Consider the following 26129-nt stretch of genomic DNA (forward strand, 5'->3'; position numbering starts at 1 on the left):
ACCAATAATGATGCTCTTTTCGTCATACAGTTTTCAAGGTTCAAATATATCTGAAATGCATTTCTGCAATTCATTCAAAAAATTTTCATTTTAGACTTGACTTTTAATAGTTAGTCTTTCCTTTTAATTTTTCATTTATATATTTTCAGTTTATTTTCCTTGTGGTAAGGGAATGCCCCGCAAGAATGCGGAGCATTGGAAAATCAATATTTTATATTTCTGTATCTAACCGTATCCCCCATTCTACCATAGAAAAAATTTCATACATCCCGCATATTCCTTATCCGGTTTTATTATTATGTTATCCCGCAATTCTCCCATCCTTTCGCTTACCCTTCACATCTTCTCTTTCTTTACAGTGCCAAGAACATCCTTTGTCTAATGCTCTCGGCACCTTCATTTCATTAATTCCTTAATACTTTCTTCAAATTTTTAAGGATATCAATTGCTTTTGAATATCTTTACAAATCAACTGCACTTGTTCATCACTTTGAATATCTATATCTTTATAATGAACCGTTCTTATTTTTGAATACATATCCTGATTTTGCATTATATTTAGGCAAACAATGTAATCATATGCATAGACTTCTGTGACCCTTTTAGCATATAGCTTTTCTGGACAAAAAATACCGTTTTTCTTACAAAATGCTTTTATCTCATTAAAACGCAAAATTCCAGTATCTATGCCCGCTGTAGAAAGCGTTATATCCATTTTGCTGCACATAGAACGTATCTTCAAAGCTACTACATGTGAAAGAAAAGTATTGTCTTCATCCAATATCAATATTTTATACGGCACATTTTCTACTCGCATCACATCTGCAAATTCTTTCTGAACCGGTAGCAGCTTTTCAGCCTTATATTCCAATATTTGCTGTATCTCGCTGTTGTTGTTTCGACTCCTTATTTCACTTAAAATATGCAATATCGTCCATACCAAATCATATTTTTCATTATCTAATATATCGGTATAAATTTTTTTTAATAAAAGTATTCCCTTTTTCGGCTGCATATAATACTCATTTTGATAATAGGCCAACAGAACCCTCTGATTTTTTTCAGCCTGAAAACTTGATTTTACAATCAGATTATATTTTTCAAAAGCTCTTTCATTCATTCCATAGGCATTTGTAATTAAATTAAACAACGTTGTTACTGCATACATTCGAATCATACAGCCCTCTTTTACTAACATAGCGGCTACTTTTTTGATGCTTTCCTCATGCCTACCAACCGACAGAGAATCCACAGCTTCCAGGCGTACCATTCTATTTTTATCGTCCAACATGCCATATAAAATATCTTCAACTTCATCACAATCAAAAATCACCATCTGTTTTGCTAATATCCTTCGGACATCTATGTTTTTGTCACTGGCAAGTAAATCTATAATGTCAATAATTTCTCTGATTGATTGATTATCCATTTTTTCAAGACTATCAATGAACCTTCTTTTTTCATTAACATTTTTAAATTTCATTTTCAAACTTCCCCTTTTAATAATGACTTTTCCTTTTTTGTTTATTTCGCAATGCTCTGGCTTTTTCTTCCTTTTTATATCGGTCCCTTTCTTTCTTAGACAATGACTTATCTTTCGCTCGCCTTGATACTTCCGCATCTGACAATCCTGCCAACCCAGAATCTTTTATATTTTGCTTTCCACCCTTTGAATTTTTAGTTTTGCCAGAAACCCATTTTGTAACTGTATAAGCTGAAAAAGATATAATTTTATTTCCTAAATAATTACTATGGCTATGACTGTTCCAATAAGATTTTGTAACCGTGTATGTCCTTGTTGTTTTTTCTTTCTTCTAACACCTGCAATATATACATATGTAAACACCAACACAGTTAATGCAACATAACCTAATTCAAGTGCAATTGTTACATCTGGGTCCTCCCAATTTATAGGGTTATTGTTACAATACGTATATAAATTTAAGTCATCAAAATCCTCTTGAATTTCTAAAACATCAGTTGTATCCGCACTAATAAACCTGCAAATCTCCGGCTGATAATAACGGCTCTTCAGATAGTACATCCCCGTCTCTTCATCATAGTAATACCCCTTAAATCTGTACGGGTTGTCCTTACCAAGACTTGCTGCCATACTGCCTGCCATCCGTCTGTATCCAGCTATTTATCCGACATTATCCAATCTCCAACAGCCCGCTACCGTTCATCTATAAACGTAATTACAAGAATCAGATTTTATACATGAAAGCAAAAATTGCCAAATATATGATATTTGCAACCATTAAGATTCCATATCCATATAGAAATGCATCCACTTCGATATTTCTTTTTTGTCAAGCTTAAATATTTTCCGCATCTTTCTGCTTTGCATGATATAATGAGCTGAATAAAATTTTATGTAAATTCCGCCTTCTTTTATTATCCGTCTAATCGTTAATGAATTCGAATCCCAACCAGCAAAAGACAATATTGCAAAAGAAAGAATAATCTTGTATCATTCCATTTTCCACCTTAATTATCCGATATATTTCTGTATTCGCTAAACATAATTAATTGCCGTCACCTATGTTGCTTTTGTGTCAACATAGGTGACGTTTTATACCTTTTCACACCCTTAAAAGTACACCTTAATCAACCGGATAATCTTTTCTTCTCTGCTTTCTGGATCTTTGTCCATTTTGCTGTTTGAAATATTTGAAGATAACCCAAGCTACATAAATCATTTCTAGAATATACACAAGAAGCAATAACCAAAATGACAACACATAGGAGATTCCCAAAGCACATATAGCATATATTATTCCATCCCCAATAACAGCTTTCAAGTCTCTTTGATTTTTTCTCTTATCTGTAGTCTTGTCCTTAATCAAACTACACATCAATATACCAAGAAACAATCCACTAACAGCTAATTTTTTTTGTCCTATGGACAACGCATATGCACTGCCCAATATAAAGTTCATGCCATTCCAGAAATAAAACATGCCAATTAACTTCGTATACAAATCCAGATGAGGCGTATTTCTCCTATTCACATAATAATCGTAATATTTCTTCACACTCTCCTCCTATACTCTGCTCTTTGTAAACAATTTTCTAACAAAATTCGTAATATTTGAAAAAAATCCCGCTTTAACAGTTTGCTTTACTCCACTTTTTACCGTTACCTTAATAGCAGTCTTTTTAGCTACATATTTTGCAATCCTTCTGGCAGACTTTACCGTTTTTATAACATCATTAGCTCGTCTATATATACCTCGTAATTTTCTCCCATTTACACCTGAACCACCTATTTTTCCAGCAATTCCTCCTACAACTGTCGCTGCCCCAAAGTCAACCATCCATGTCTACACACTAAATTTGTTCTTTCCAAGGAGGTCTTTCCTCAGGTTTATTATCCTCCAATTCTATATGCCATTCCTTTAATTTTTCCACAATAATGTCTTTTTCTATAGCACCTTGAAAACACTCTATATTCTTGCTTTTTTCGTCTCCATTTTTCAGATATATACAAAAAACAGACCGATTAAACAACATTTTGATATATACTGGATTTAAAAATCGAGGTCTTAAAAATCGACTCTTGGAAAAAACAATACATTCATGATACTTATTTATTCCTCTGCCTAAATTAACACAATTAGCATTTATTCGTTTCACAGGCAGCTCATCCCATAAATACTGTCTCTTATATTTACCATCTTTTATTACTATACCTGCTTCACTTAAAATAAGGGTTTCATTTCCAACAAACACTGGTCTTAACGATAATAATGAAATGATAATTAATAGAATCGTCCACCACCATATATCATTCTCCCATTTTAAAATTATCACAAGTAAATTTGTTAGAATCACTCCAAATAGTACAGAAGCCCCATCATCCGCTGCCTGAATTACCAATAAATCTTCCTCACTCAATGTCAAATATCTCTCCCAACTTCTTACTCCCTTAAATCTGTACAGGTTGTCCCTGCCATGCTATTCTAACATTATCCAACCTCTAACAGCCCCTACGGTCCATCTATAAATATAATTACAAGAATCAGATTTTATACATGAAAGCAAAAATCGTCAAATATATGATATTTGCAACTATTAAGATTCCATATCCATACAGAAATACTTGTAATATTGTTAATTCATCATCTATCAGAACATATAACACAAAAATGAGAAACAATATAATATAAACAAATGATAGATAAAGTAAAAAATACATCCACTTCGGTATTTCTTTTTTATCCAGCTTAAATATCTTCCTCATCTTTCTGCTTGGCATGATATAATGAGCCGGATAAAATTTTATCCGAATACCTACTCTTTTTATTATCCGCCTAATGGATAATGAATTCAAATCCCAACCAGCAAAAGACAAGATTGCAAAGAAAAGAATTATTTTGTATCGTTCCATTTTTCCTCCTTATTAAGCAGCGTTTAAAATTAAATCCCTTGCTTTTGTAACACATCAACTTCAATCAAACCTTATACAAAAAGATGAAAATCGTAGAATATATCACATCCATCCACATGAATATAATATATACCGTGTGAAACACATCCATAACCATCACTTTAGCATCTAAAAGTAAAAATAAAATCAAAAAAACAAGAAACAATATAATATAAACAAATGATAAATACAGTGATAGATATGTCCACTTCGGTATTTCTTTTTTATCCAGCTTAAATATCTTCCTCATCTTTCTGCTTGGCATGATATAATGAGCCGGATAAAATTTTATCCGAATGCCTACTTTTTTTATTATCCGCCTAATGGATAATGAATTTGCATACCATCCCATAAAAGATAATATTGCAAACCAAAGAATAACTCGTGCCATTGCTTTTATCATTTCTACTCCTTATTGTCTCTACTTTATCTACCCAATACATCTACTCTACGTCACCTATGTCTCTTTTATTTCATTTCAACATAGGTGACATTTTCTACTTTTTCATATGTCCAAAAAACATACCTTATTTGAACCAGCTTCTTACTTTATTCTTTGCTTTTGTCCATAGCTGAGCAATCACATTGGAAGTTCCCGTTCCAGCAGCAAATTTTATACTGCTAATCCAGGTTGTTCCTTTCAACACGGTATCTCTCCACATTTTTGCTTCCGCAATTCTTTTAGCTGCAAGACTAGCACTTCCTTTCGTGCTTATCAGTCTTGTAAATCGCGCTGTCGTCTTTGAAGCAGTCTTTATCGTGTTAGACAATGCTTTGTACTGATTTGCTCCTGATCCGCCAATCCCTCCTGAAACTGCACCAGCCGCCGCTGAAACTGCCAGTTCGTCCACTTTTAAAGCACTGCCATTCACCTTACAATCTGCAACATACGATACTGCTCCAACTCCAATCTGCCCCGTCAAACCTAACGGGCTTGCTGCCACTGCGCCACTGACGAAACCGCCTACTGCTGCAACCCCCACAGATTTTCAATTGATTTCTCCATTGAACATATACTGTGTTATCGCAGAGCTGGCCGCACCAATTACCATGCCTATTCCGCCGCCTGCTGCCATTATTCCTAGAGCAATCCAGATTTGTCCGCCTGTATCCACTCGCATAACCGGATTGTTATCACAATAAGCATAAAGATTTTTATCATTTAAATCTCCCTGACAATCCAGTACCTCTATGGTATCCGCACTAATAAACCTGCAGATCTCCGGCTGATAATAACGGCTCTTCAGATAGTACATCCCCGTCTCTTCATCATAGTAGTACCCCTTAAATCTATACGGGTTGTCCTTTCCAAGTGCCCCTGCCATGCTGCCTGTGATGCCGGTCAGTATACCCCAGCTGTCATATCTGTAGTTTACTACAGCTATACCATTGGCGTCAATCAGTCCTGTGATCGTCATCAGGCCGTTACGGATATAATAGTAATCCGCACCCTTATAACGGATAGCCATCAGCTGGCCGCTGCCGTCATACAGATAATGTTGCCATGCCATCATCACGACAGCCCCAGCCCGGAATTCCAACTGCATTCTCGAATTTTCAGAAACAGGTTTTCCGCATTGAGTTCTGCTTTTCTCAGACATTCTTTCTTACATGTATTCTTACATTTGAAGAATATCTTGTCTAATTTTCTTAGTTTTCGTGATATTGAAGCCATTATATTCCTTTTCTAAGAATGTCAATAGTTATTTCTTATATTTTCAGAAATTATTGACGAGTTTCTGGGATAATGGTATAATAATCTCAGAAAACGAAAAGGCATGAAACTCTCAGTATCCCAGATGCTTCATTTCGATCAGCCGAAACAGTATCTATGTTTCTGTTATGACTGTTCTTTATAAGGATACTGATATTTCACAAGACAACTGATGATGATAGAAGGAGATTTTTTCAATGAAGAGCACTGTAGGTGAAACCTTAAGAAAATGTAGAATTGCAGCGGGGAAGTCCGTGCGGGAAATGTCTGAATTACTGACTGCCAATGGTTTTAAAGCATCCGAGAAGACAATTTACAGCTGGGAGAACGGCAACAGCCAGCCCACCCCTGACGCCCTTTTAGTCATGTGCCGTGCCTACGGTGTCGAAGATGTCCTCGGCACATTTGGCTACGCACCTGAGAAACCAACCACCATTGCCGCTCATTTTGACGGTAATGAATTTACACCTGAACAGATTGAAAAGATTAAGGCTTTTGCCGCCTTTATCAAGTTCGATGATCAAAGGAAGTGATTCACCTGAATACTTATGAAGAATTATTGCAGGATGCCGATGATGAACAGGTACACGTTCATGAATCTGTTGACCTGAACGGAGACAGCACCGGAGAGAAACGTCTGAACGGTCTCTATGTAGATGGCCATATTGCGCTGGATTCACAGCTGAAGACCACCGCAGAGAAGACCTCTATTCTTGCCGAAGAAATGGGCCATCACTTTACAAGCGTCGGTGATATTACCGATTTGAAGAATGTGAACAGCCGACAGCAGGAATTGGATGCCCGCCTGTGGGGATATAACCGTCTGATCGGACTGCGCGGTATTATCCGTGCTTTTGAACATCACTGCCAGAACCGCTATGAGATGGCAGAATATCTGGATGTTACGGAAGATTATCTCGAAGAAGCCCTGGCCTGTTACCGAAGCAAATACGGCGTTTATACCGTTGTTGATAACTATGCGATTTACTTTATTCCCAATATAGCTGTTGCGAGACGGTTTTAGAAAAATACGATAGTAAGGTACCTAACAATGCAAAAATCCAAAATTTTTGCCCTATTTTGATGTGGAAAGACAATATAATTATGAAGATACATGAGATTACCCCCAAAGATTACACAGACCTGCACCGTCTCTACTGCCAGCTGGAGGATGACTGGACCTCAGACATCCAAGACATGATTCGCGTTCTGGAAGAAGTGAAAGATGACCCGCATTATCATCTGGTGGGTATTTTTGACGATGCAGACAAGCTGGTGGGAACCATTACCCTCAGCAAATGTCTTGATCTGACGGCCAAAGCCCGCTTTTATTATTCCCTTGAGAATCTGGTGATTGATGAAAATTACCGCCAGCAGGGCTATGGTCAGACCCTGATGCAGTATGTAGAAGACTATGTGCGCCGACACAACGGACGCTATGTCAATCTGACATCTTCCATCCATCGCACCGACGCACATGAATTTTATTATCGTATTGGTTTTCCTCGAAATTATACCGTAGGATTTAAGAAAAACGTGGTGGACGATTAGCCATTTAAAAGCTCCGGCCGCCGCCCCCGTGGGTACCTCCGCCGCTGCTCATATGCACGCCGCCTCCGCCTGAGCCGCCGGAACCGCCTCCGCCCTTCGGTTTCTCAATATGACGTCTTGTTACCGTCCGGTTCATAAAGCGATCCTCTTTGGCATCCAGATGTGAACCGGATGCGTCAAAGTACGTCCGGCTGTTGGTTGTCACACGGCCGCCGCGTCTGAATACCATGGCAAAAGTCACAACTGCGCCGATGACAATAGCGATAATCAGTCGAAGCAGCACACCAAAGGCATCCATGCGGGCACTTCTATCTGTGGAGCGCCCCATATAATCACGGACACCTTTCAGGAAAGCATCGCAGGTGCCCTTATAATCGCCATCTGTGATGTGATTATAGCAATTGTCCAGCACTTTATTGATTCTATAATCATCATAATAATTCATGGCCTGCCCCTGGGTCGCCATATAAATCTGCCGATTATCCATATCAATCAGAAACAAAATACCCGGATATTCATCTCTCGACATGGATTGACCGATTTTTTCCGCATAGGCATCTGCATAAGCCTGAGCACTCAATCCTCCTGCATCATCCGTTGTCACAATAGCGATATCTGCACTGTATCTCTCAGAATATTTTTCCAGTTTAGTCAAAAATGACGCTTCCTCATCCGCCGACAAAAGATCCGCCGCATCATAAATACCGCTGGCTGACATACTCGAATCAGCCGCTGCCTCCCCATCCTGATTCGCTGTCAATACAGTCTCTGCGGCTGATACTGTTTCACCGGCCGTTTCTGCAGTCTCCGCGGCTTCTGCCTGAAAGGCTGTCATCACTGACGCCATTCCAAGGCCCATGACCAACAGCATCACCATCAGAAAATTCAATATTTTTTTCATTACAACAGCCCTCCAATCACCATCAGAATCGCAAAGGCCGCTGCCGAAATGCCTGCAAACCAGCCTGCCACTTTTCCTCTGCTCACAGGCGGTTCACCAATGACCTTACCTGTCTGACCATTCATGGCAAATATATAATCTTTGTCCCTGTAGCGATAGGAAATAAACCAGATTGGCAGATACACATAATTGCTGCTGATATGGTCATAGTCCATCTGTTGATGGTCAATATGTACACTTGTGTAACCGGAAATCGTTGAACGGGCGTATTCTGCAGCATATCCGGCCACCTGCTGCTTCACCTGGGGCAGTAAATCCTCTGAACGATAATCTCCCTGATCCGCCTCAAATCCTGCCAGATACGGAATCTGGAAAGTTTTCAATGTGTCAAAACGATAGGGCTCCAGCTTTGCCATCAGGGTATCGTCCATTTTCTCTGATGCGTCATGGGGTACTTTTGTATATTCCAGACGCATTTTCCTTCGCACATCAAAGAAATCCGTCTCCGTGTATTCTGTTTCGCCACGCACATAAATATTCACCCGGGTTGCCGTTCCCCGGACATCCACACTGGCATTCATATCATACAGCCAATATGGAATGTACAAAGGCTGCAGACGCTGGATATTCTTTGCCGCCATAAAGCCCTTCGGCGAAAATCGACCGTTATGACACCATTTTCTGAAGGCTGCCTCCGCTTTCTCCCTGTCCAGTTCAAAAGGCAGCACATAGGCCGGCCGCCAGTCTCCGCTTAGGCGGTCCGCCATCACCAACGGTGCCCCACAGTATTCACAGTGCGTGGCACAGGTTTTGGCTCCCGCTGACAAAAGACCGCCGCAATTCACACAATAACGCGGTTTATCTGCCGGTTCTTCGGCCGCATTCTTATAATTCTCCTCATCCGGTCGGATATCCTCACTGTGATCACAATGCGCACAGTGAAGCTTTCCAAGCTTGATATCATATGACATATCTGCCCCACAGTTCGGACAGCTGAAATTCACAATCATTGTTATTCTCCCTGTATCATAAATTTATTTTTTCCTGACCCTATATCTCTTCACCCAAACATTACCTTAATCATACCATTTTCTCTCCCCGGTCGCAATCAATCCTGAAGTAAAAAAAGGGACTTTCAACGAAAACGATTTTGTTCCATTGAAAGCCCTTTGCTGTTGCTTGAAGCTGCACACTTTTTTATTTTTTGAGAAGCGCCGTCATATCTTCAACAAGTTTTTCGACATCCCGCTTATTCACCAGTTTTCTGGCCTCACCGTTGATTTCTGCCAGATGGAAGCTGCTGTCATAGACTGTAAATGATACGGTTGTCTCGGTATCATCTTCCCACTTGACAGTAACACTGATGGCCGCATCACCGGTTGATTTTGCCGCTGTATCCAGAATCTTCTCCGCCGACATGCCTGAAAGATCACTGTAGGCAGAAGATAAATCTGTCAAAGCAATTTCTGTATCTCCGGCATACCATTTTTCTTCTGTCTCTGTCTCAGATTCATCCACTTTCTCTGCATCTGCAGTCGTTTCATCGGCTGTCGCATCTGTAGTTTCTGTTGCCTTTTCCGAATCTGTACCCTCAGTTTCTGCACTGTCCGCCAGATCATCCGCTTTGGCAACTTCTTCCTTTACCAGATGCCAGCTGTCACTGCCGATGGCAACATCGATACCCTTTGCATTATTCAGAGAACCGGACAAAATCGTATTATCCGTAAAATCCGCTGCTTTCTTTTCAATCAGTTCTTTGATCGTATCACCGCTGACAACATGGACTTCTTTTGAACCATCTAAGGCTGCATAGTAATCGCCGTCTTCATTCTGACTGCCGATATGCAGTATCAGCTGTTTGGCCACCTCAACAGTTTCCGTTTCAGACTCTGTTTCTTCTGTATCTGCAGTTTCCTGTACACTTTCTGCTGATGTTTCTGTCACTGTCTCTGCTGTGGTATAATCCACAGAAATGTCCGCTGTCGGTTTGTCCAGGCCATATTTCGACAAATCTTTGCAATTATACTCTACATGGCTCTTAAATGTGATGCCTGTCACAGTGTTGATAAACTGTGTTACAGATGATGATGCACAATTCTCTTTTTCCTCACCGTTTTCAAGAACTATCCTGCCGCCATCGCTGTCATTCTTAATTTCCAGTGTATGGCTGCCGGATTTGACATTGATATCCGTAATGCTGTCCGATGTGATGGTTGGGAAGCTCTCCATATCCGCCAGTTGATAGATATCCGAATTGAACGTATCGGCAAAATCGGACGCCACCAGATAAACCGCATCATCTCCGCTGATTTTCAGATAGGACCCACCGGCCGCATCATTGGTATCACCCACGGTAAATTCTGCCTCTTTGTCGTCACTGGCCGTATATCGCACAGTCAATACCGGCGAATCCAGACCATATTCCGACAAATCTTCCGGTGAATCCAGTTTTCGGGTAGCTGAAACCGCACCCAGGGCATTGGTCATGGTCGTCAGGCTGTCCTGGTCAACCGGAAAACTCTTGTCCTCCGCATTATACCAGGTGCCGTCCTCCTTCCTAAAGGAGAGACTTTTGCCGTCTTTTTCATAAGAAATGGCTGTAATCTGACCACTGTCCACACTGCTGATCACCAGAGAGTCATCAGAGCTGTCCGCATCCTCCGACCTCTGACTCAGCTTCACAACGAGTAAATAAAGAACAGCTGCCGCCGCCAGGCAGATGATAGCAATTATAAGCGCTTTTTTCCTGTTCTTCATATGCTATTTACGCCTCCTTCTAAACCATACGACACCGCCGCCAATCACAAGGGCCGCCGGAATCAGGATGACAACGGCACCCCAGAATCCCGCATCTGCAGCTGTCACTGTCAGATAGGTTGTGGAAAGGCTCTTGGTCGGTATGGAAATACTTTCTTCTTTATCGATCATCCAGCTCATCACGTTGCTGATGAGTTCATAATTACCGCCGGACACAGCCTGATTCATATTTTCATCCAGGATTGCTGAGGATGAGAAATAAACCAGTTTTGTCTCCACATCATTATAATTTTCAGTGACTGCAGCACCCACTGTAAACGTTCCCTCTTCATCACCTGAAGCTTTTTCCGTTGTTGTCAGATTCTTCAGATCCGTTTTAATATACGACTTGCTGCTTGTCTGCAAAAGAGCTTCTGTTGTCACAGTGCTTCGCACATCATCAGAAATATTGATATTCTGTGCATACGGCATCAGCACCAGATCCTTGGATGTCATGCTGCCCACTGCATCGGCACTCTGGATTCTCGGAATCAGATAGGATGGATACCCCGGATAATAATACTGGCTGTTGCCTTCAAAAATCAATCCCGCACTTGTGGAGAGACCATAATTATTCAAAAGTTCTGCCAGATTCGGCATATCCGTTTCTGTATAATCCGTGAATATCAGCACATGGCCGCCATTTTCCATATAAGACAGGATTCGATCCTTTTCGTCCGCTGTAATATCCTTCTGCGGTCCGTTGATCATCAGACAGTCTGCATCATCCGGTACAGATTCACTTGTTACAAGGTTCAGCTCTTCTATATCAATATTTTCCTTTTCAATCTGGCTGGTCAGTGTATCAGAAAGGGATGCTTCATCATGACCTGTCAGTGTATACAGTTTCGGCAGAGTATCTGATGTCACATAATCAATGGCACTGGTCAGCTGACCTTCTGCATCGAATCCGGTTGTCTGACTGCTGTATGTGGAATAATTAAACTCCGACTGATAAATATCACTGTAGTTGATGACTTTATATTTGTCTCCACACACAACGATCAGACTGTTGTCTGACAGGGAACTGTCTGTATACTGCTTTGTAAAGGACGGATTGACCACCGGATCCTTTGTATGCACTTTGATATGACTGGACAGAGACTCATAACGTTCCAGCACTTTCTGGATCTGTTCATCCTCCTGTCCGCTCTGGGCAACCAGATAAACATCCACATCCGAATCCAATCCCTTGACAAACGTCTTCGTCTGATCAGTAATCGTATAAAGCTGATTATCCGTCAGGTCAAACTGTGTATATTTCACCGGAATCTGACCCACTACCAGATTGATCACCACAACGATGGCCAGCACAACGGCTGTCATCAAGGCATCGCCGCCCCAGCGTTTGCGCTGAATGGACTGTATCGTCAAAAAGATGCAGAATCCGATAATAGACAGGTAATAGACAATACCCGTTATATCAAAGACACCGGAACCGAAGTTAGAAAAGAAGGATGTCATATTAAAGGCACCCAGCACTTTTGCCACAGAACCGGCCATCCATTCTGATTTTGCAAAGAAAATGATAACATTGACAGCTTCCGCAATGATAGCCGCCGCAACTGCGATCTTTATATTGGATGTCAGGTTATACACCAGCCATGCTGCAAAAAGAATAACGAAAATCCAAATAACAAAAGATGCCACCGCCGTTGACGGCAATGCGTTGGTGATCACACCTGTAATATAAAATACAAGCAGCACAAAGAATGTCAGCAGTGCTGCAATAACCTGACTCTCCGTTACTGATGAGATAAACAGGCCAATGGCAATGCAGGCTGCACCATACAGGAAATAACCCAAAATGGCTGTATAAGCCATCGGCAGGGAAACGGTACCGAACCGGCTGAGAATCAACGGATAAAAGCAGGTGATCAGCAGGGCCAGGCCGAATACTGTCACCATCGCCAGATATTTACCAATGACAATTTTCCAGAGTGAAACAGGTGCCGTCAAAAGCAGCTGATCCGTCTTCCGGTTTTTCTCCTCCGCAAGGATACGCATTGTCAGTACCGGTGTCATCAAAAGGAATAAGACAATGACGCAGGACAATGTGTAGCCGAAATACGGATAGCCTGAAGACAGATTGATCACCGCAAAATAGATACCAATCACAACCAGCATAAAGGCCATGCAGATATAGCCCGTCATGGATGTAAAATACGAACGTAATTCCTTTTTATAAATCGCTGTCATGTTCTGCTGCCTCCTTTCCGTCTTCTTCATCTGTCTCGTCAGTTTCTCCCGGGTGCTCTTCATGTTCTTCATGATCTTCCTCATGTAACTCATCTTCATGAGAATCTTCTTCATGAGGATCTTCATTGTTTTGTGCCTTTGCAGATGTTTCAGTACCATCGGCTGTCAATTCAATAAAGACATCCTCCAATGACTTCTTCATCTGATTCATGGCATAAATCGGGCACTGGACAGCTGCCAGTCTGTAGAAGATCATCTCACGGACTTCTGTCTTCGGATCGCTCTGGATCATCACATCGACACAACCTTTTTCCTCAGAATCCGTATATTCAATATTTTCAACACCATCAACAGCATCCAGTACGCCTTTGATAGACGCCTCATCCCCTTTGACTGTCAGATGCAGTGTTACCTTATCTTCCATGAGCTTGCCAAGATTATCCGTTGTGTCACTGGCCACCAGTTTGCCGTGGGACAAAATCAGCACATCATCACAGACTGCACTGATTTCAGACAAAATATGGGAACTCAGAATGACGGTATGTTTCTTGCCAAGGCTTCGGATCAATCCGCGCATCTCAATGATCTGCGCCGGATCCAGGCCGACTGTCGGCTCATCCAGAATAATCACCTCCGGATATCCAAGCAGTGCCTGGGCCAGACCTACACGCTGTTTGTAACCTTTGGACAGATTCCGGATCAGACGGTCTGACACCGCCTCCAATTTGGCATCTGCGATCACTTTCTGAACCTCTTCTTCCTTTTTATTCCTGGCAATTCCTTTTAATTCGGCCGCAAAACGCAGATATTCAAGGGGTGTCATATCTGTATACAAAGGCGGGATCTCCGGCAGATAACCAATACATTTCTTGGCCTCCTCCGGATTCTCCAGCATATCATGCCCGTTGATCATAATGCTGCCTTCTGTCGGTCCGATATAACCGGTAATCATATTCATCGTTGTGGATTTGCCGGCACCGTTCGGTCCCAGAAAACCGTAAATATGGCCTTCTTCCACTGTAAAACTCAGATGATCTACGGCAATATGATCGCCGTATTTCTTCACAAGATTTTTGACTTCTATCAAAGCCTCTCTCCTCCTTCTCACTATTTGAACAGACAATTACGAAACCCAAGAATTTTAGCATTTTCCATATCTAATGGGTTTCGTAATTGTCTGTTTCATGCTTTATAGCATGCTATTTTCTCTCAAGGTATAGCATAACCAATATTTGTGATGCTTTGGTGGGGATTTTGTGACGAAAAAATGACCATTCTGTGAACGGTCACAAACGGTCATTTTCTTCTGTATATCCATTTAATTTTTATGATCAATTTTCATCGGCAGGCTGCTTGTCCGCACCGGAGACAATGCGGTTATAATCAGCACTGTCCTGCTGCCATCGCTGATAACGGCTGTCTTTTCTATGGTCTTCCAGCTGATACTGCGATCCCAGATAATTTCCCAGCCATGTACTGATCTTCTTTGCACCGCTGTAATTCAGATGATTGCCGCCGTCACGACTGTCCGTCAGCCAGTCAAAGCCCGTCTTTGTCATCATATCCTTCATATTAAAATCAATAAAAGGAATATTTCGATCAGATGCGTAGTCCGCCACTGCCTGATGTCTGGCCATATTCCATGAGTTGGCTGACGGCATCTCCACAAATAGCACCTGAATGTCCGCATTCCGGCAGATTTCAACAAACTGATTGAGGCTCTGCAGCGCTATGGCATCTATTTCTTCCCGGTTATCCGTCTTCGCCATATAATCGACCCCTTTGTAAGCCACCCGGTCATCCGAATAGCGGTACCCTTTTGCCGCATCATGCCATGGTTTCTGCGGTTTGCCCATCAGCTCTGAGATCGTCACACTTTTCCAGCGATCATGATATTCCAATACCGGAAAAAGATAATTGGCTGCGGTCTTGACCAATGAGGTCAGATGACCGTCCATGTTTTCCTGGAAAAGGGCGTCCGTCTCCAGAATAACAACTTTTGGCCTCTGGCATGTCAGCACTTCCTGAAGCAATCTCACGGACTGATCGATGGTCTGATTGGGTTCTCCACAGGCAAAGCCTGAAATGCCATGCGTTTTCCACAATTCCATAGGTGAAAATCCACTGGCCAGATCACTGTTGCCGATGGCCGCCACATCCAGAGAATCCTTTTCTTCCCCATAAAACCCTCTGGCTCTGTAATTGTGCATGCCGCCGCTGGCGGAATTCGACCTTGGCACCAACGTCTTCGACATTCCCACCAACAGCAAAACCGTCAACAGCACAAAAGCAATCATTTTCAATGCCCGTCCGGCAAACTGTTTTCTATTAGATATATGCATTTCACTGACTCCTCATTCACGAAGTTATTTCTGCGTATTAGACATATTGCCCACTTCTGCTTCCGTCGCTGTCTGAAACTCCTGCCCATTATGCATTTGGATTTAGAAGTTAGCATACAATGGATCCACCACGCCATATCCGCTGCCATAGGCTCCAAGCAGTACAATGGCACAAAATACCCCTGCATAAACGGTCCACCTGAGCACCATCGGCCATGATGCAATTCGCTCACGTATACAAATGCCTCTTTCTCTGACAATACCCACCATCAGCATCAGTAAAGCGCCCAGCGCCAGCACAGCCAAATCATGTCTGTCTAACCCCAGCTCAAGCCAGTTTCCTGTTGTTTTTCTGAACATGGATTCAAACATCTCCGCAAAAATACGCAGACTGTTTGCCCGAAACAACAGCATACCGATATTCACCAGTATAAAAGTTCTGATGATCAGCAGCAGCTGCCATGGCCGGCTCTCCTTCCGAATCCCGGTTTTTTCATAAAAACAATGTATCACCGGTTTGCCAAAAAGGCCGAATAATGTCAATACATAGTAGTACATGCCGTAAGCCACATATTTCCATGCAGCTCCATGCCAGAGTCCATTGGCCAGCCAGACGAAAAACAGCGCAAACGCCGTTGGCATTGCCTGCCCCAGATGGACACTCAGATGTTTCTTGGCCCATCTTCCCAGCTTCATATTTGTTTTCGACAATGTCACCGGATAGAAAATATAATCTTTGAACCAGGCCCCCAGCGTCATATGCCATCTTCGCCAGAATTCACCGATGGACTTCGAGAAAAAAGGCTGATTGAAGTTCCGGGCAATCTCAATGCCAAACAGTGCCCCGCTGCCCCGCACGATGTCCATGCATCCGGCAAAATCCGCATAAATCTGCAATGTATAGACGAACATCGCCAGGATCACAATGCCGCCGCTGTAATCCGACGGACTGCCGAAAACGGTACTGACAAGCAGCGCCGCCCGGTCAGCCAGCACCATTTTCTGGAAAAGTCCCCAGAGGATCAGCTGCGCACCAAAGGTAAACTGCCGGTAATCAGCCCTGTGTCCTTCAAAGGCCTGCCCTGCAAGCTGGTCGTAACGGCTGATAGGGCCTTCCGTAATATTGGTGAAAAGGCTGAGGAAAAGTGCCAGTCTGCCGAAGTGATGATCCGCCGCTGTCTGCCCCCGGTAAACATCGATCACATAGCCCACCGCTGACAGCGTATAAAAAGAAATGCCCAGAGGCATCAACAGTTTCAGCGCCGGCAGCTGAAAACCAGGCTCCAGATGGCTTCCCAGCGCATTGATATTGGCACTGAAAAAGTGATAATATTTCAAAAAGGCCAGAAGCCCCACATTGATCAGCACCATGGCAAACACAATATGGCGCTTTCGGCGCATCATAACTGCCTTTCTGGCTTTTCTTTCTTCTTTTTCCAGACTTTTGCGCACACTGTCAAAGGCCTGCTGCTCCCGCTCCATAGCCAGAGCTCCCAGATAAACCGAAACAGTTGTGATCAGCAGAAAAACGATCAGTTTTCCGGAGGCCAGCCAGTAGAAGAAATAACTGCCGCCCAGCAGCACCAACCACCGTTTTTTCAAGGGCATCAGGTAATATAAAGCCACCAGCACCCCCAGAAAAAACAGCAGATAAAAATAAGAGGTATAACTCATCCCGGACTAATCCTCCTGAAGCCGCATGATCAGCTGCCACATCGCCTCCACAGACTCAAAATTCTCCGGCACCACATCCGTCGGCAGAATCTCCACATCAAACTCGTCACAGATCTCCGTCACAATCGTCATCACATCCAGAGAATCAATCAGTTCATCCGACACCAGATGCTTCTCATTCACATAATCAATACCCGGTTTCACTTTATTTAAAATATCTAACAGTTCTTTCATGTCAATAGCATCTCCTTCCATTTTCACTCTATTATCTACCACAACTAATACTTGATAACACTACTTCTTATCCCCTCAACCTCCGATGGCCTGCCCATCCATTAAATCTGTATAGTAGCTCTTCAAGTATTTCCTGTCGATTTTGCCGTTGGCATTTTCCGGCATCCTCTTCACTCTGATGCATTCTCCCGGCCGCATATACGGCGGCAATTTCCCTTCCAGAAGAACCCGCATCTGATTTTCATTTTTGGGACCACCCTCATAGAACAGGACGATTCTGTCATGCACTTCATCGTAAATACTGACACAGCTCTTGACATCGGAGGCCGCACCGGCGGCGGCTTCAACTTCACCTAGCTCAATACGGTATCCCATATGCTTAATCTGAAAATCCCTGCGTCCCAGATACAGCAGCTCGCCGCGGTCATTATAGTGGACCAAGTCACCGGTTTTATATATCTTCTCCGGATACCATGGGTTCAGCGGGTTCTGGATAAAAGCAGCATCCGTTTTGTCCGGATCTCCATAATATCCGCCGGCTACAAAAGAGCCTCTGACACACAGTTCGCCGATTTCTCCCGGTGCCGCTTCCGTACCATCCTCACGAAGGATGATCAGGTCACAGTTGTCGCAGGCACGTCCAATAGGCAGTGTTTCACTATCCGCAAAATCCCGGTCCACAATGTAATAGGCACAGATATCCGTTACTTCTGTCGGCCCATACAGATTGGCATACAGCAGCTCCGGCATTTTTCTCCGCCAGTAATTCAGCTGTTTCACCGGCATCACCTCACCGGCGAAAAGAACCTTCTCCATATACGGAAGGGACACATAATCCAGCACTTTCCAATTAGCCACTATGGACAAAGCCGTCGGCACCCAGTAAATGGTATTCACTTTTCGACTGTTCATATACTCCAACAGACGCACCGGAAAAGCAAATAATTGCTTCGGCAGAATCTGAAGTTCTGCGCCTGCTGCCAGAGTTGTATAAATATCCAGCACCGACATACTGAAATAAAAAGGTGTCTGGCTGCCGAAAACCGTCGCTTCATTGATATCAAATGTCGTTTTCACCCATTCCGCATAAGCCATCACATTTCGATGGGAAACGGCAACACCCTTCGGCATGCCTGTGGAACCGGATGTAAAAAGGGTATACACCAGATCCGTATCCACTGCTTTTCTCCGAATCTTTGCCAGCCCTTCCCGATCCTCAGGCACATACATGGCCTTCTCATAAAGAAGGATCTTCGGACTGTCTTTTCTTTCGGAGGCAAGGGCTTCCCTGACTGTCTCTTCATGGTCCCTGTCGGTAATAATCGCCGCCGGTTTCAGCACACTGAAAATCTTGCGGATTCTGTCCCAGGGCATTTTGGTGTCAATCACTGTATAGAAATCACCGCCGTAAACCGTTCCCAGCATTGCCGCCAGACAGGCCGGTGTTTTTTCCATATAAACAGCCACCGGACGGTGTGTCAACCGGTGCTTCAGCAGTAAACTGCCGATCCGCGCTGATGCCTCTCGAAGCTGACGCCAGGTCATCGATGTATCTGTATCGGCACAGGCTGTTTTCTCAGGCCGCCGACCGACTGAATGTTCAAGATATTCCAATATATTTTTCAAGCTATCGCCCCCTGTTCTCTTTGGTGCCCCTATCATAGCACAAAAAAATCCGAAAACAGGAAAAGTCGGGGTATTGTAAGAAAGTTATATGGAGTGAAAGAATTCTGAAAGAAAATTTAGTATAACTATAGACAAAAAAGGATGCCCTAAGACATCCTCTTACATAGAATTTATTATTTATTTCTCCGCTTCCTCTATCACACAGGTATGTTCTCGCGTCACTTTATCATAGTTGACACCCACCAGCAGAATATTTCCCCTATAATCTTCGAGGCTCTTACAGTATTGTTTTTCTTTAATCTGAGCAAGGGCACCCTCGGCACTGTGATTCCATTTCAGTTCAACCACCAATGCCGGTTTATCCGGGAACTGTCTGCGAGGCAGGAAAACCATGTCAGCCAACCCTTTTCCTGTGGGCAGTTCACGATATACAGTGTAAAAATTTCTTGCTGCATATAAAGCAAGTGAAATGGTATAACTCAATGCATTTTCATCGTTGTACTGAATATGTGCCGTTTCAAAGTGCGCCTGTTCAATCCCTTCAGCGACTTTCTCAGGATATTTCTGCCAGATAGCCTGAAGCGTATCTGAAGAATTCTTTAATGCCTTGGAAACCTCACCCCACTGGGATGCAGCAACGGCATTGATGTATTCGCCCCGCACTTCACTGTTTGGAATGAAAACTTCCTTGTATGAAAAATCATATCCCAAATAGCCAAGATGGATCAACAACGTCAAAACATCATCCTCACTGTAGAATGTCGTCATATCATTGGAAAATGTTCCTGTATTAACCGGAATTCTCTCTCCCGCCAACATACTCAAAACATCATCCTTCAGTCCTTCAAAGTTCATATCAATATAGAACCGAAGAGCTTCAAATGTCTCCGTCCGATTCCAGTAAGAATCGCAAATACCGGTTAAAATAGCCGTCACCACGGAGCGCGGACTGTAGATGGATCTGGCCTTCTCAAAATGATAACCGTCATACCATTCTTTTAGTTCAGACAAATTTCTTCCATATTGCTTACATAAAGCGGCAACTTCCTCTTCCGTAAAACCGACAAATTCTGCCAAGGGTCCCGGATTCGTCATAGAAAACTCATCAAACATATTAAGTGCTGAATGTGTGCCATATTTCTTAATCGGCAAGATTCCGGTCATGTAGGCAAGATGAATATACGCCTTGTCCTTCAGGAAATCCCTCAGGAAATCCAGATACTGTTCCTGCGCTTCATGGTTCTCGCGATATTCCCTGAAAATGCAGTCCCATTCATCAATAATAATCACAAACGGACATTTCGTCTGCTGGTAAACATCCTGCATTGCCCTGCTAAAATTTTCTTTATCAAAATAATTAATATCCGGATATTCAAAAAACAAATCCCATAAAACTGATTTTTTTACTAAACGCAGCATCTCATCCATGCTTGATGTCTGACTGAGAAATTCCTGCATATTCAGAAATATTGTATTATATTGATTTAATTTCTTCTCGCAGGCATCCGCTTTGGAAATCTTCAATCCCTGAAATAATTCCCGCGAATCACACCCCCGGCTGTAATAGGCCGCCAACATATTGGCCGCCATCGACTTGCCAAAGCGTCGAGGCCGGCTGACACACACATATTTCTGATTGCTGTACATGACCCTATTGGTATATTCAATTAACCCCGTTTTATCCACATAAATCTGAGAATTCAAAGCTTCTCCAAACTTCTCATTCCCAGGATTCAGATAACCACCCATGCACCGCACCTCCTTCTATTGCCTGTCAGCCCTGCCTGTATATTCATTATGTATTCGTGCTTATTTATGAAGTTTTTTGAAATTTTACTTGGCTCTGAACAGTTACATAATAATATTCACCGGATAAGCCGTTTATGCGGCATGCCGCTCCTTCGTCATCTCAATGGCACTGTCCATATTCCCGGATGCTGCCACTACAAAAACAGGCAAACTGTCCTGATAACTGCTGTTGATCTCACATTCCCAGTATTCCAGCCTTTCCCCGTCTTTCTCAATACACGTCAGAAGCTCCGGCGGAATACGCCATCCATCTGATTCTTCTGTCATCATGGTAACGGCCGCTGACAGAAAATAGCGGATCACACTCTGTCCATGACCATTATCCTTGAAATCCGTATCCAGTCTCCTGAGATATTTCTGAAAAGCGGCTTCTTCAAAAATAGCCAGACTGCTGCCATACCACTTGGTCACAATATATTGCTTATTGCTGTCCATCTGTAAATCTGTACATCCGTCTGTCCTAAGTTCAACTGCTCCTCTCATGTAAACCCCTCCTAATTACTGCAGCTCCGCCAACAGCTGCTTCTGTCACATGACTAATGTTCCTCTCTTCCATCAGCCAACACTTCTCCCACAAGTCTTAATAGCGATTATGAACAACTTCTATGGCTGCAATGACATCCCGCATCTTGAGTTCGGTTCCGTCATCCAGAACTGCCGTCCCCGTCAGATGCCCAAACACCTGATGCTGATCGCTGGCAATTACTTTCATATCAATCTTTGCTTTTCTGTCCAGGATCGGCTCAAAAATCCCCTCAAACCGACCATCACTGGATGAAATCGTCCACGGATCCATGTAATTAAAATTGCCCTTATCATCCTGTCCGATCATAAAAACAACTTCCTGAAGCTTATGGGCACGGCCATCATAGAAAATCACATTCTCAGTGGCACTGCTCCGATCACTGAACCCATAGCCGAGATTGAAACCGAAAGGTACACCGTTCAGCCTTGTACTGCAGGTTCCCCAACGCCAGATATTGTCATAAGTCCACACACCGCGTCCCCAGTCAAGGACAGCCATATCTTTTCTCCCATCAAAAATATAATCGCGCCCGTCAAAGTTCACTTTGCCCTTGACCGGCATACAATTCACCTTCTGATTGTAATAAAAAGCCTTCTGATTCTCCTTCCACGGTGTTGCAATACAGATGCTGTCCATCTCCGGCTGCTTCATCAGAAGATCCGCCGTCAATGTCTTACCATCCTGAAAATCACGGAAAACACACTGAATTCTTCTTCTATGCGGCTTCACCGTATAACGAAGATGAATCCGACCATTTCTGAAATCCGCATTGCCATCGTCCGATGTCCTCCCCAGTCCCAATCGTCCCATAGGCATTGCCGTCAATATGGTCTCAGTATGTTCCTTTCGTTCCACAAGATCAATCAAAGAAACACTAATTAATCCCGCATATCCCAGATCCGACAGGGTAAATGCAACGGCATAATGTTCATTGCCCGCAAGATAATAATCCCATTCCTTAATGCGAAAAGAAGGGGCTGCAATATTCTCGCGATTATACTGCCAGACCGGTCGTCTCGCCCATCCAGGCGTTACAACGTATCCTTGCTTATCCAACAACTTCTGAACATCCGTTACCTCATACTGCATAAAGATCCCTCCTGTCTTCTCTTATTTTGAACGTATATTATCAGTATAACAAATTTTTTGAAAAAAAATAGTCTTTTATACATATTTCATAAATTTCGGTGCAAACTAATGCTGTCACCCGTCAATATGTTAGCTTTTCCGTTCACAGTATCAAGTGAAAAATATTTCTCACGATTACATGTTGAACGGACTCAGTTTTTTCGCAATTGAAAGGAGATTATCAAAATGGAAGTAAACAATTCAATTAAATGTGGCGTTCATGATTGTAAACATCATGCAGGTAATGTGGAATACTGTACCTTAAACTGTGTCAGCATCGGCGCCTGCGAATGTTCCCCTAAGACAAAAGAGGGCACCGACTGCGAATCTTTTGCAGCCCGCTAAACTAAAAAAAGGGCTGCACCAATAACCCCAAAGCGTGCGGCCCATGTATATCAAACTATGAGAAACACGCTCCGCGAGTTTCTCAAGTTATCGCGGCATCTACACTCCGTTTCGGTCGTTGCTAAACAAGCGCCACTGGCGCTTAGCAACGCCAAAGTCTCGTGCAAGCACGAACCCTGGCTCGTTGCTCGCGTAAATAAGGCGTCGCTTTAACGATTAAAAAATCGTAAAGCGGACGCCCCTTTTGTTCAAATTTGTGCATTTATTACCCTCAAAATTGTCTTTAAAAAAATAACTGAACTGCGTATACTTAAATTAAAATCTTGTCCTACCTTCCAATACACGCACTGAATTATTAACAGCTTTCATAGACAATATTCAAATCACCGAACAGAATCTTTACTGTCAAATGGGAATATATATGTCTGCCCATCAAGATATATTTCATAATCTTCCGTAATGTCATACACATACCCATAATATTCATAATCATATATCACTATCTCCTTATAATGTCCTCCATCTGAAACTTTTTGAACAAATTTCGTTCCCAGACTATCTCTGATATTCACACGGTCCGCTGCATTTTCCGACATTTTCACTCCTGACAAATAATAATCTTCTGTTCCTTTAATATGCCATACTATAATCGCTGTGCCTGTTATATTTTCTGTCTCCACATCCAATGTGCCCAAAAACTTATACCCACCTTGTACTTTCCTCAAATATTCCGTTTCATAGCTTATCATCCCATTCTTCTTTCTTTTTTCTATTACCATACATGAATCCTTACCATCTATAATATCGTCTATCTCTCTTTTGGGCATCAACCATTCTTCATATGCCATTGCTTTTTCTGGCGATTTAAACGTAATAAAATAATTCTCTATGGGAACATATGATAAATAGGGAACAACTATCACAAACATAATCGTCAAAAAAACTCTTATCATCTTAATTCGTTGAGTCTTTTTTATCTTCTGTTTTCTTATTCTAATACTCAGGCTCATCATATAGATAAAAATTATAACCTCAACAATGATTCTAATTGCAAGCATTTATGTATCCTTTCACAGTTCGTCCTCTGATAATTCTACATGCCATTCCTTTAATTTTTCCATAAGTATATCTTTTTCTATTGCACCTTGAAAATATTTCAAATTCTTATTTTTTTCATCTCCATTTGTCAAATATACCTCCCAGTCTCTTTCATTATAGCATCTCATTCCCTGATCTTGAACCAGTTAAAACTCTTTTCAAACTTTTCAAGTCACTTTCTCTGCATAATCAAGGCATATCCATCCCTGCCCTGATTTCAGCTTTCCCCATCGGCTTTTCTCTCCGGCTGCATTGACAATTCCCGTTGCTTCTTCTGTAATGGTAAATACCCCCTTGCCTGTAAATCCCACAGCCTTTGAATGAATCGTGGGTGCCTGCCGGATGTTCAGATCGTCAACAGAAACTCTGACCAGATATGCTGTCTTTTTATTTAATGTCATACTATCTGTCGAAGTATTTTGATTTGTCTGATGACTGTTATTATTTCGGTTATTCTGACTGCTCTGCCCGCTTTGATTTGCTGGCTGGCTTTTATTCCCAATACCAAAATACTCTGCTATTGCAGCTGCCTTGGCCTCCGCTATAGCCTTTAAATTCTCCTGTTTCGACAGGAAAAGACATTCCTTGGGATTATCATGAAAACCATGCTCAACTATATAATCATAACGAACCGGGCCATTTTTCGCCTGTCCCTGTGAAGCTGCTCCAGATACTGCCCCGCGGATAACCCCATACCAGTCTGCGCCGTTGCTCTGGGTCTTTGTCACGACTCCCCTGTTATAAGTAATGCCTGTGGATGGCTTCATGACTTTGACAATGGCATCGATCATTTTCTCTGCCAGTTTTTCTGATCCCGGAAGATGTGCCGAGCGAACCACCGTCACACCGCAGGCTTTTCCATTGAATGCATCCGTATGGTTGCTCTCAAACAAAACATTGGCATATCCGTTCCCCTTTTTCACTGCCATCTGTCCGCGTTCATAAAGCCCCGGGTCCTGATTCCGTTCTCTTGTCAGGATAGCATCAATCCCTCTCTTTTCCAGGGCTGCCTTTTCATAAAGGCTCAAATCATAAACAGCCTTGCTTTCATAATAACCTTTCACTGCTCCGGCATTATAGGTATTCCCCGTATGTCCCGGGTCAATAACGACTAACAGCTTTTTATTGTCTGACATTCTCTCCACCTCCTGCCTTCATTTTATTCAGCACACTATTATTAGTATTCGCTTCATTGGTGTTCGCCTCGCCTGCTTCATATATCTTATCACTTATACCATTATCCATTGGCAGCTCTGATGTCATATTGGCAAGAAAATCTCTCAGCCAGCTTTCGACCTTCTTCGGCACCGGCAGGCCGCACAGAACCATGTTTTTCAATACGGATAAACATTCACAGGCTGTAAACAGCAGACAGAAGAATTCGCACATCCCCAGTTTCTGAACACCCAGATCATGCACATATTCCTCAGGTATAAAAGCCAGAAGATTCACATGAATCAGTAAATCCGCCAGCATCAAAATCCCTACACTGACAACCATGGCCACCTTTCTGATAGCTCCGTCGATACCCACAGAACTGTTGAACTGTCGAAACTTGATGGCCCGAAGAACCCCCAGCAGTGTATCCGCGCAGATAGCCAGCATCAGGATTTCTATAAAAATGTTATTTGAAAACTGTAACATTAAATCTCTCATCTTTCGTTAATCTCCTTTCCTCTTAATTTTTCATTTGTATATTTTCAGTTTATTTTTCTTGTGGTAAGGGGATGCCCCGCAAGAATGCGGGGCATTGG

At 42.6% G+C, this 26129-nt stretch carries 26 protein-coding genes; 4 read left to right on the forward strand and 22 right to left on the reverse strand.

The features are described from left to right. Positions 1 to 424: 424 nt before the first annotated feature. The 7 genes from NBH03_RS11930 to NBH03_RS11960 all read right to left on the reverse strand — a co-directional run bounded on the left by NBH03_RS11930 (position 425) and on the right by NBH03_RS11960 (position 5946). Positions 425 to 1621, reverse strand: a complete 1197-nt coding sequence (locus NBH03_RS11930) for a HEAT repeat domain-containing protein (protein WP_250799720.1) — start codon at positions 1619 to 1621, stop codon at positions 425 to 427. A gap of 117 nt (positions 1622 to 1738) precedes the next feature. Next, positions 1739 to 2125 carry an RHS repeat-associated core domain-containing protein gene (locus NBH03_RS11935; protein WP_250799721.1) on the reverse strand — a complete coding sequence of 129 codons (387 nt, stop codon included), beginning with the start codon at positions 2123 to 2125 and terminating at the stop codon, positions 1739 to 1741. A 481-nt stretch (positions 2126 to 2606) separates the two neighbouring features. Further along, on the reverse strand, positions 2607 to 3038 hold the full coding sequence (locus tag NBH03_RS11940) for a hypothetical protein (protein WP_250799722.1): 432 nt from the start codon (positions 3036 to 3038) through the stop codon (positions 2607 to 2609). Between the two features lie 9 nt (positions 3039 to 3047). Further along, positions 3048 to 3320: a hypothetical protein gene (locus tag NBH03_RS11945; RefSeq protein WP_015513067.1), complete on the reverse strand. Its 273-nt coding sequence runs from the start codon at positions 3318 to 3320 to the stop codon at positions 3048 to 3050. 13 nt (positions 3321 to 3333) lie between these two features. Then, positions 3334 to 3900: a hypothetical protein gene (locus tag NBH03_RS11950; RefSeq protein ID WP_250799723.1), complete on the reverse strand. Its 567-nt coding sequence runs from the start codon at positions 3898 to 3900 to the stop codon at positions 3334 to 3336. A 1059-nt stretch (positions 3901 to 4959) separates the two neighbouring features. Further along, positions 4960 to 5304 carry a hypothetical protein gene (locus NBH03_RS11955; RefSeq protein WP_250799724.1) on the reverse strand — a complete coding sequence of 115 codons (345 nt, stop codon included), beginning with the start codon at positions 5302 to 5304 and terminating at the stop codon, positions 4960 to 4962. Positions 5305 to 5421: 117 nt separating this feature from the next. Continuing rightward, entirely contained in the window at positions 5422 to 5946 is a 525-nt protein-coding gene (locus tag NBH03_RS11960) for an RHS repeat-associated core domain-containing protein (protein ID WP_250799725.1), read from the reverse strand. A gap of 397 nt (positions 5947 to 6343) precedes the next feature. Here NBH03_RS11960 and NBH03_RS11965 point away from each other — a divergent pair, with 397 nt between their 5' ends. The 3 genes from NBH03_RS11965 (at position 6344) to NBH03_RS11975 (ending at position 7697) form a co-directional block, all read left to right on the forward strand. After that, positions 6344 to 6679 (forward strand): helix-turn-helix transcriptional regulator, encoded by a 336-nt coding sequence (locus NBH03_RS11965; RefSeq protein WP_117539710.1) that lies wholly within the window; start codon positions 6344 to 6346, stop codon positions 6677 to 6679. Next, entirely contained in the window at positions 6676 to 7170 is a 495-nt protein-coding gene (locus NBH03_RS11970) for a hypothetical protein (protein ID WP_331476130.1), read from the forward strand. Before NBH03_RS11965 ends, NBH03_RS11970 begins: the two co-directional genes overlap by 4 nt. Positions 7171 to 7250: 80 nt before the next feature. Further along, entirely contained in the window at positions 7251 to 7697 is a 447-nt protein-coding gene (locus NBH03_RS11975) for a GNAT family N-acetyltransferase (protein ID WP_215690628.1), read from the forward strand. A gap of 4 nt (positions 7698 to 7701) precedes the next feature. Here the strand turns inward: NBH03_RS11975 and NBH03_RS11980 are convergent, their stop codons facing one another. From NBH03_RS11980 to NBH03_RS12035, 12 genes are all read right to left on the reverse strand, one after another. Continuing rightward, entirely contained in the window at positions 7702 to 8598 is an 897-nt protein-coding gene (locus NBH03_RS11980) for a TPM domain-containing protein (RefSeq protein WP_250799726.1), read from the reverse strand. Beyond that, the gene (locus NBH03_RS11985; RefSeq protein ID WP_250799727.1) at positions 8598 to 9608 is read right to left on the reverse strand and encodes a TFIIB-type zinc ribbon-containing protein; all 1011 of its coding nucleotides are present in this window, start codon (positions 9606 to 9608) and stop codon (positions 8598 to 8600) included. Before NBH03_RS11985 ends, NBH03_RS11980 begins: the two co-directional genes overlap by 1 nt. A gap of 187 nt (positions 9609 to 9795) precedes the next feature. Further along, complete coding sequence (locus NBH03_RS11990) at positions 9796 to 11355, reverse strand: DUF4340 domain-containing protein (protein ID WP_250799728.1); 1560 nt, start codon at positions 11353 to 11355, stop codon at positions 9796 to 9798. Positions 11356 to 11358: 3 nt separating this feature from the next. Then, entirely contained in the window at positions 11359 to 13665 is a 2307-nt protein-coding gene (locus NBH03_RS11995) for an ABC transporter permease subunit (RefSeq protein ID WP_250799729.1), read from the reverse strand. Next, positions 13577 to 14680 (reverse strand): ABC transporter ATP-binding protein, encoded by a 1104-nt coding sequence (locus NBH03_RS12000; RefSeq protein ID WP_250799730.1) that lies wholly within the window; start codon positions 14678 to 14680, stop codon positions 13577 to 13579. Before NBH03_RS12000 ends, NBH03_RS11995 begins: the two co-directional genes overlap by 89 nt. Positions 14681 to 14924: 244 nt before the next feature. Beyond that, positions 14925 to 15935, reverse strand: coding sequence for an SGNH/GDSL hydrolase family protein (locus NBH03_RS12005; RefSeq protein WP_250799731.1), 1011 nt, complete (start codon positions 15933 to 15935; stop codon positions 14925 to 14927). Between the two features lie 102 nt (positions 15936 to 16037). Further along, entirely contained in the window at positions 16038 to 17609 is a 1572-nt protein-coding gene (locus NBH03_RS12010; RefSeq protein ID WP_117528976.1) for an MBOAT family O-acyltransferase, read from the reverse strand. A 6-nt stretch (positions 17610 to 17615) separates the two neighbouring features. Beyond that, a complete protein-coding gene (locus NBH03_RS12015; RefSeq protein ID WP_015513057.1) occupies positions 17616 to 17843 on the reverse strand; it encodes a phosphopantetheine-binding protein in 228 nt (75 codons plus the stop codon). 75 nt (positions 17844 to 17918) lie between these two features. Continuing rightward, entirely contained in the window at positions 17919 to 19469 is a 1551-nt protein-coding gene (locus NBH03_RS12020; RefSeq protein ID WP_250799732.1) for an amino acid adenylation domain-containing protein, read from the reverse strand. A 177-nt stretch (positions 19470 to 19646) separates the two neighbouring features. Beyond that, positions 19647 to 21218, reverse strand: coding sequence for an AAA family ATPase (locus NBH03_RS12025; protein ID WP_015513056.1), 1572 nt, complete (start codon positions 21216 to 21218; stop codon positions 19647 to 19649). 132 nt (positions 21219 to 21350) lie between these two features. Continuing rightward, positions 21351 to 21761: a hypothetical protein gene (locus tag NBH03_RS12030; RefSeq protein WP_015513055.1), complete on the reverse strand. Its 411-nt coding sequence runs from the start codon at positions 21759 to 21761 to the stop codon at positions 21351 to 21353. Positions 21762 to 21858: 97 nt separating this feature from the next. Further along, positions 21859 to 22893 (reverse strand): DUF2804 domain-containing protein, encoded by a 1035-nt coding sequence (locus tag NBH03_RS12035; RefSeq protein ID WP_250799733.1) that lies wholly within the window; start codon positions 22891 to 22893, stop codon positions 21859 to 21861. Between the two features lie 225 nt (positions 22894 to 23118). Between NBH03_RS12035 and NBH03_RS12040 the strand changes: the two genes are divergently transcribed. Then, positions 23119 to 23277, forward strand: coding sequence for a DUF1540 domain-containing protein (locus tag NBH03_RS12040; RefSeq protein ID WP_015513053.1), 159 nt, complete (start codon positions 23119 to 23121; stop codon positions 23275 to 23277). 383 nt (positions 23278 to 23660) lie between these two features. On the opposite strand, the gene NBH03_RS12045 is transcribed toward NBH03_RS12040, so the two are convergent. The 3 genes from NBH03_RS12045 to NBH03_RS12055 all read right to left on the reverse strand — a co-directional run bounded on the left by NBH03_RS12045 (position 23661) and on the right by NBH03_RS12055 (position 26031). Continuing rightward, positions 23661 to 24335, reverse strand: coding sequence for a hypothetical protein (locus tag NBH03_RS12045; protein WP_250799734.1), 675 nt, complete (start codon positions 24333 to 24335; stop codon positions 23661 to 23663). A 207-nt stretch (positions 24336 to 24542) separates the two neighbouring features. Beyond that, positions 24543 to 25511 (reverse strand): N-acetylmuramoyl-L-alanine amidase family protein, encoded by a 969-nt coding sequence (locus NBH03_RS12050; RefSeq protein WP_250799735.1) that lies wholly within the window; start codon positions 25509 to 25511, stop codon positions 24543 to 24545. Continuing rightward, the gene (locus NBH03_RS12055) at positions 25498 to 26031 is read right to left on the reverse strand and encodes a phage holin family protein (RefSeq protein ID WP_250799736.1); all 534 of its coding nucleotides are present in this window, start codon (positions 26029 to 26031) and stop codon (positions 25498 to 25500) included. The genes NBH03_RS12050 and NBH03_RS12055 overlap by 14 nt, the downstream gene beginning before the upstream one ends. Positions 26032 to 26129: the final 98 nt, after the last annotated feature.

Source organism: Coprococcus intestinalis, from assembly GCF_023656595.1.
Classification (GTDB): domain Bacteria; phylum Bacillota; class Clostridia; order Lachnospirales; family Lachnospiraceae; genus Coprococcus_A; species Coprococcus_A intestinihominis.

Coding starts and splice junctions, on each gene's coding strand:
- NBH03_RS12025 (WP_015513056.1), bottom strand. CDS start 21,218: ATGGGTGGTTATCTGAATCCTGGGAATGAGAAGTTTGGAGAAGCTTTG.
- NBH03_RS12055 (WP_250799736.1), bottom strand. CDS start 26,031: ATGAGAGATTTAATGTTACAGTTTTCAAATAACATTTTTATAGAAATC.
- NBH03_RS11935 (WP_250799721.1), bottom strand. CDS start 2,125: ATGGCAGGCAGTATGGCAGCAAGTCTTGGTAAGGACAACCCGTACAGA.
- NBH03_RS12045 (WP_250799734.1), bottom strand. CDS start 24,335: ATGCTTGCAATTAGAATCATTGTTGAGGTTATAATTTTTATCTATATG.
- NBH03_RS11990 (WP_250799728.1), bottom strand. CDS start 11,355: ATGAAGAACAGGAAAAAAGCGCTTATAATTGCTATCATCTGCCTGGCG.
- NBH03_RS12030 (WP_015513055.1), bottom strand. CDS start 21,761: ATGAGAGGAGCAGTTGAACTTAGGACAGACGGATGTACAGATTTACAG.
- NBH03_RS12015 (WP_015513057.1), bottom strand. CDS start 17,843: ATGAAAGAACTGTTAGATATTTTAAATAAAGTGAAACCGGGTATTGAT.
- NBH03_RS11960 (WP_250799725.1), bottom strand. CDS start 5,946: ATGATGGCATGGCAACATTATCTGTATGACGGCAGCGGCCAGCTGATG.
- NBH03_RS11985 (WP_250799727.1), bottom strand. CDS start 9,608: ATGATTGTGAATTTCAGCTGTCCGAACTGTGGGGCAGATATGTCATAT.
- NBH03_RS11965 (WP_117539710.1), top strand. CDS start 6,344: ATGAAGAGCACTGTAGGTGAAACCTTAAGAAAATGTAGAATTGCAGCG.
- NBH03_RS11930 (WP_250799720.1), bottom strand. CDS start 1,621: ATGCGGAAGTATCAAGGCGAGCGAAAGATAAGTCATTGTCTAAGAAAG.
- NBH03_RS11975 (WP_215690628.1), top strand. CDS start 7,251: ATGAAGATACATGAGATTACCCCCAAAGATTACACAGACCTGCACCGT.
- NBH03_RS12005 (WP_250799731.1), bottom strand. CDS start 15,935: ATGCATATATCTAATAGAAAACAGTTTGCCGGACGGGCATTGAAAATG.
- NBH03_RS12010 (WP_117528976.1), bottom strand. CDS start 17,609: ATGAGTTATACCTCTTATTTTTATCTGCTGTTTTTTCTGGGGGTGCTG.
- NBH03_RS11980 (WP_250799726.1), bottom strand. CDS start 8,598: ATGAAAAAAATATTGAATTTTCTGATGGTGATGCTGTTGGTCATGGGC.
- NBH03_RS11945 (WP_015513067.1), bottom strand. CDS start 3,320: ATGGTTGACTTTGGGGCAGCGACAGTTGTAGGAGGAATTGCTGGAAAA.
- NBH03_RS12040 (WP_015513053.1), top strand. CDS start 23,119: ATGGAAGTAAACAATTCAATTAAATGTGGCGTTCATGATTGTAAACAT.
- NBH03_RS12050 (WP_250799735.1), bottom strand. CDS start 25,511: ATGTCAGACAATAAAAAGCTGTTAGTCGTTATTGACCCGGGACATACG.
- NBH03_RS12035 (WP_250799733.1), bottom strand. CDS start 22,893: ATGCAGTATGAGGTAACGGATGTTCAGAAGTTGTTGGATAAGCAAGGA.
- NBH03_RS11995 (WP_250799729.1), bottom strand. CDS start 13,665: ATGAAGAACATGAAGAGCACCCGGGAGAAACTGACGAGACAGATGAAG.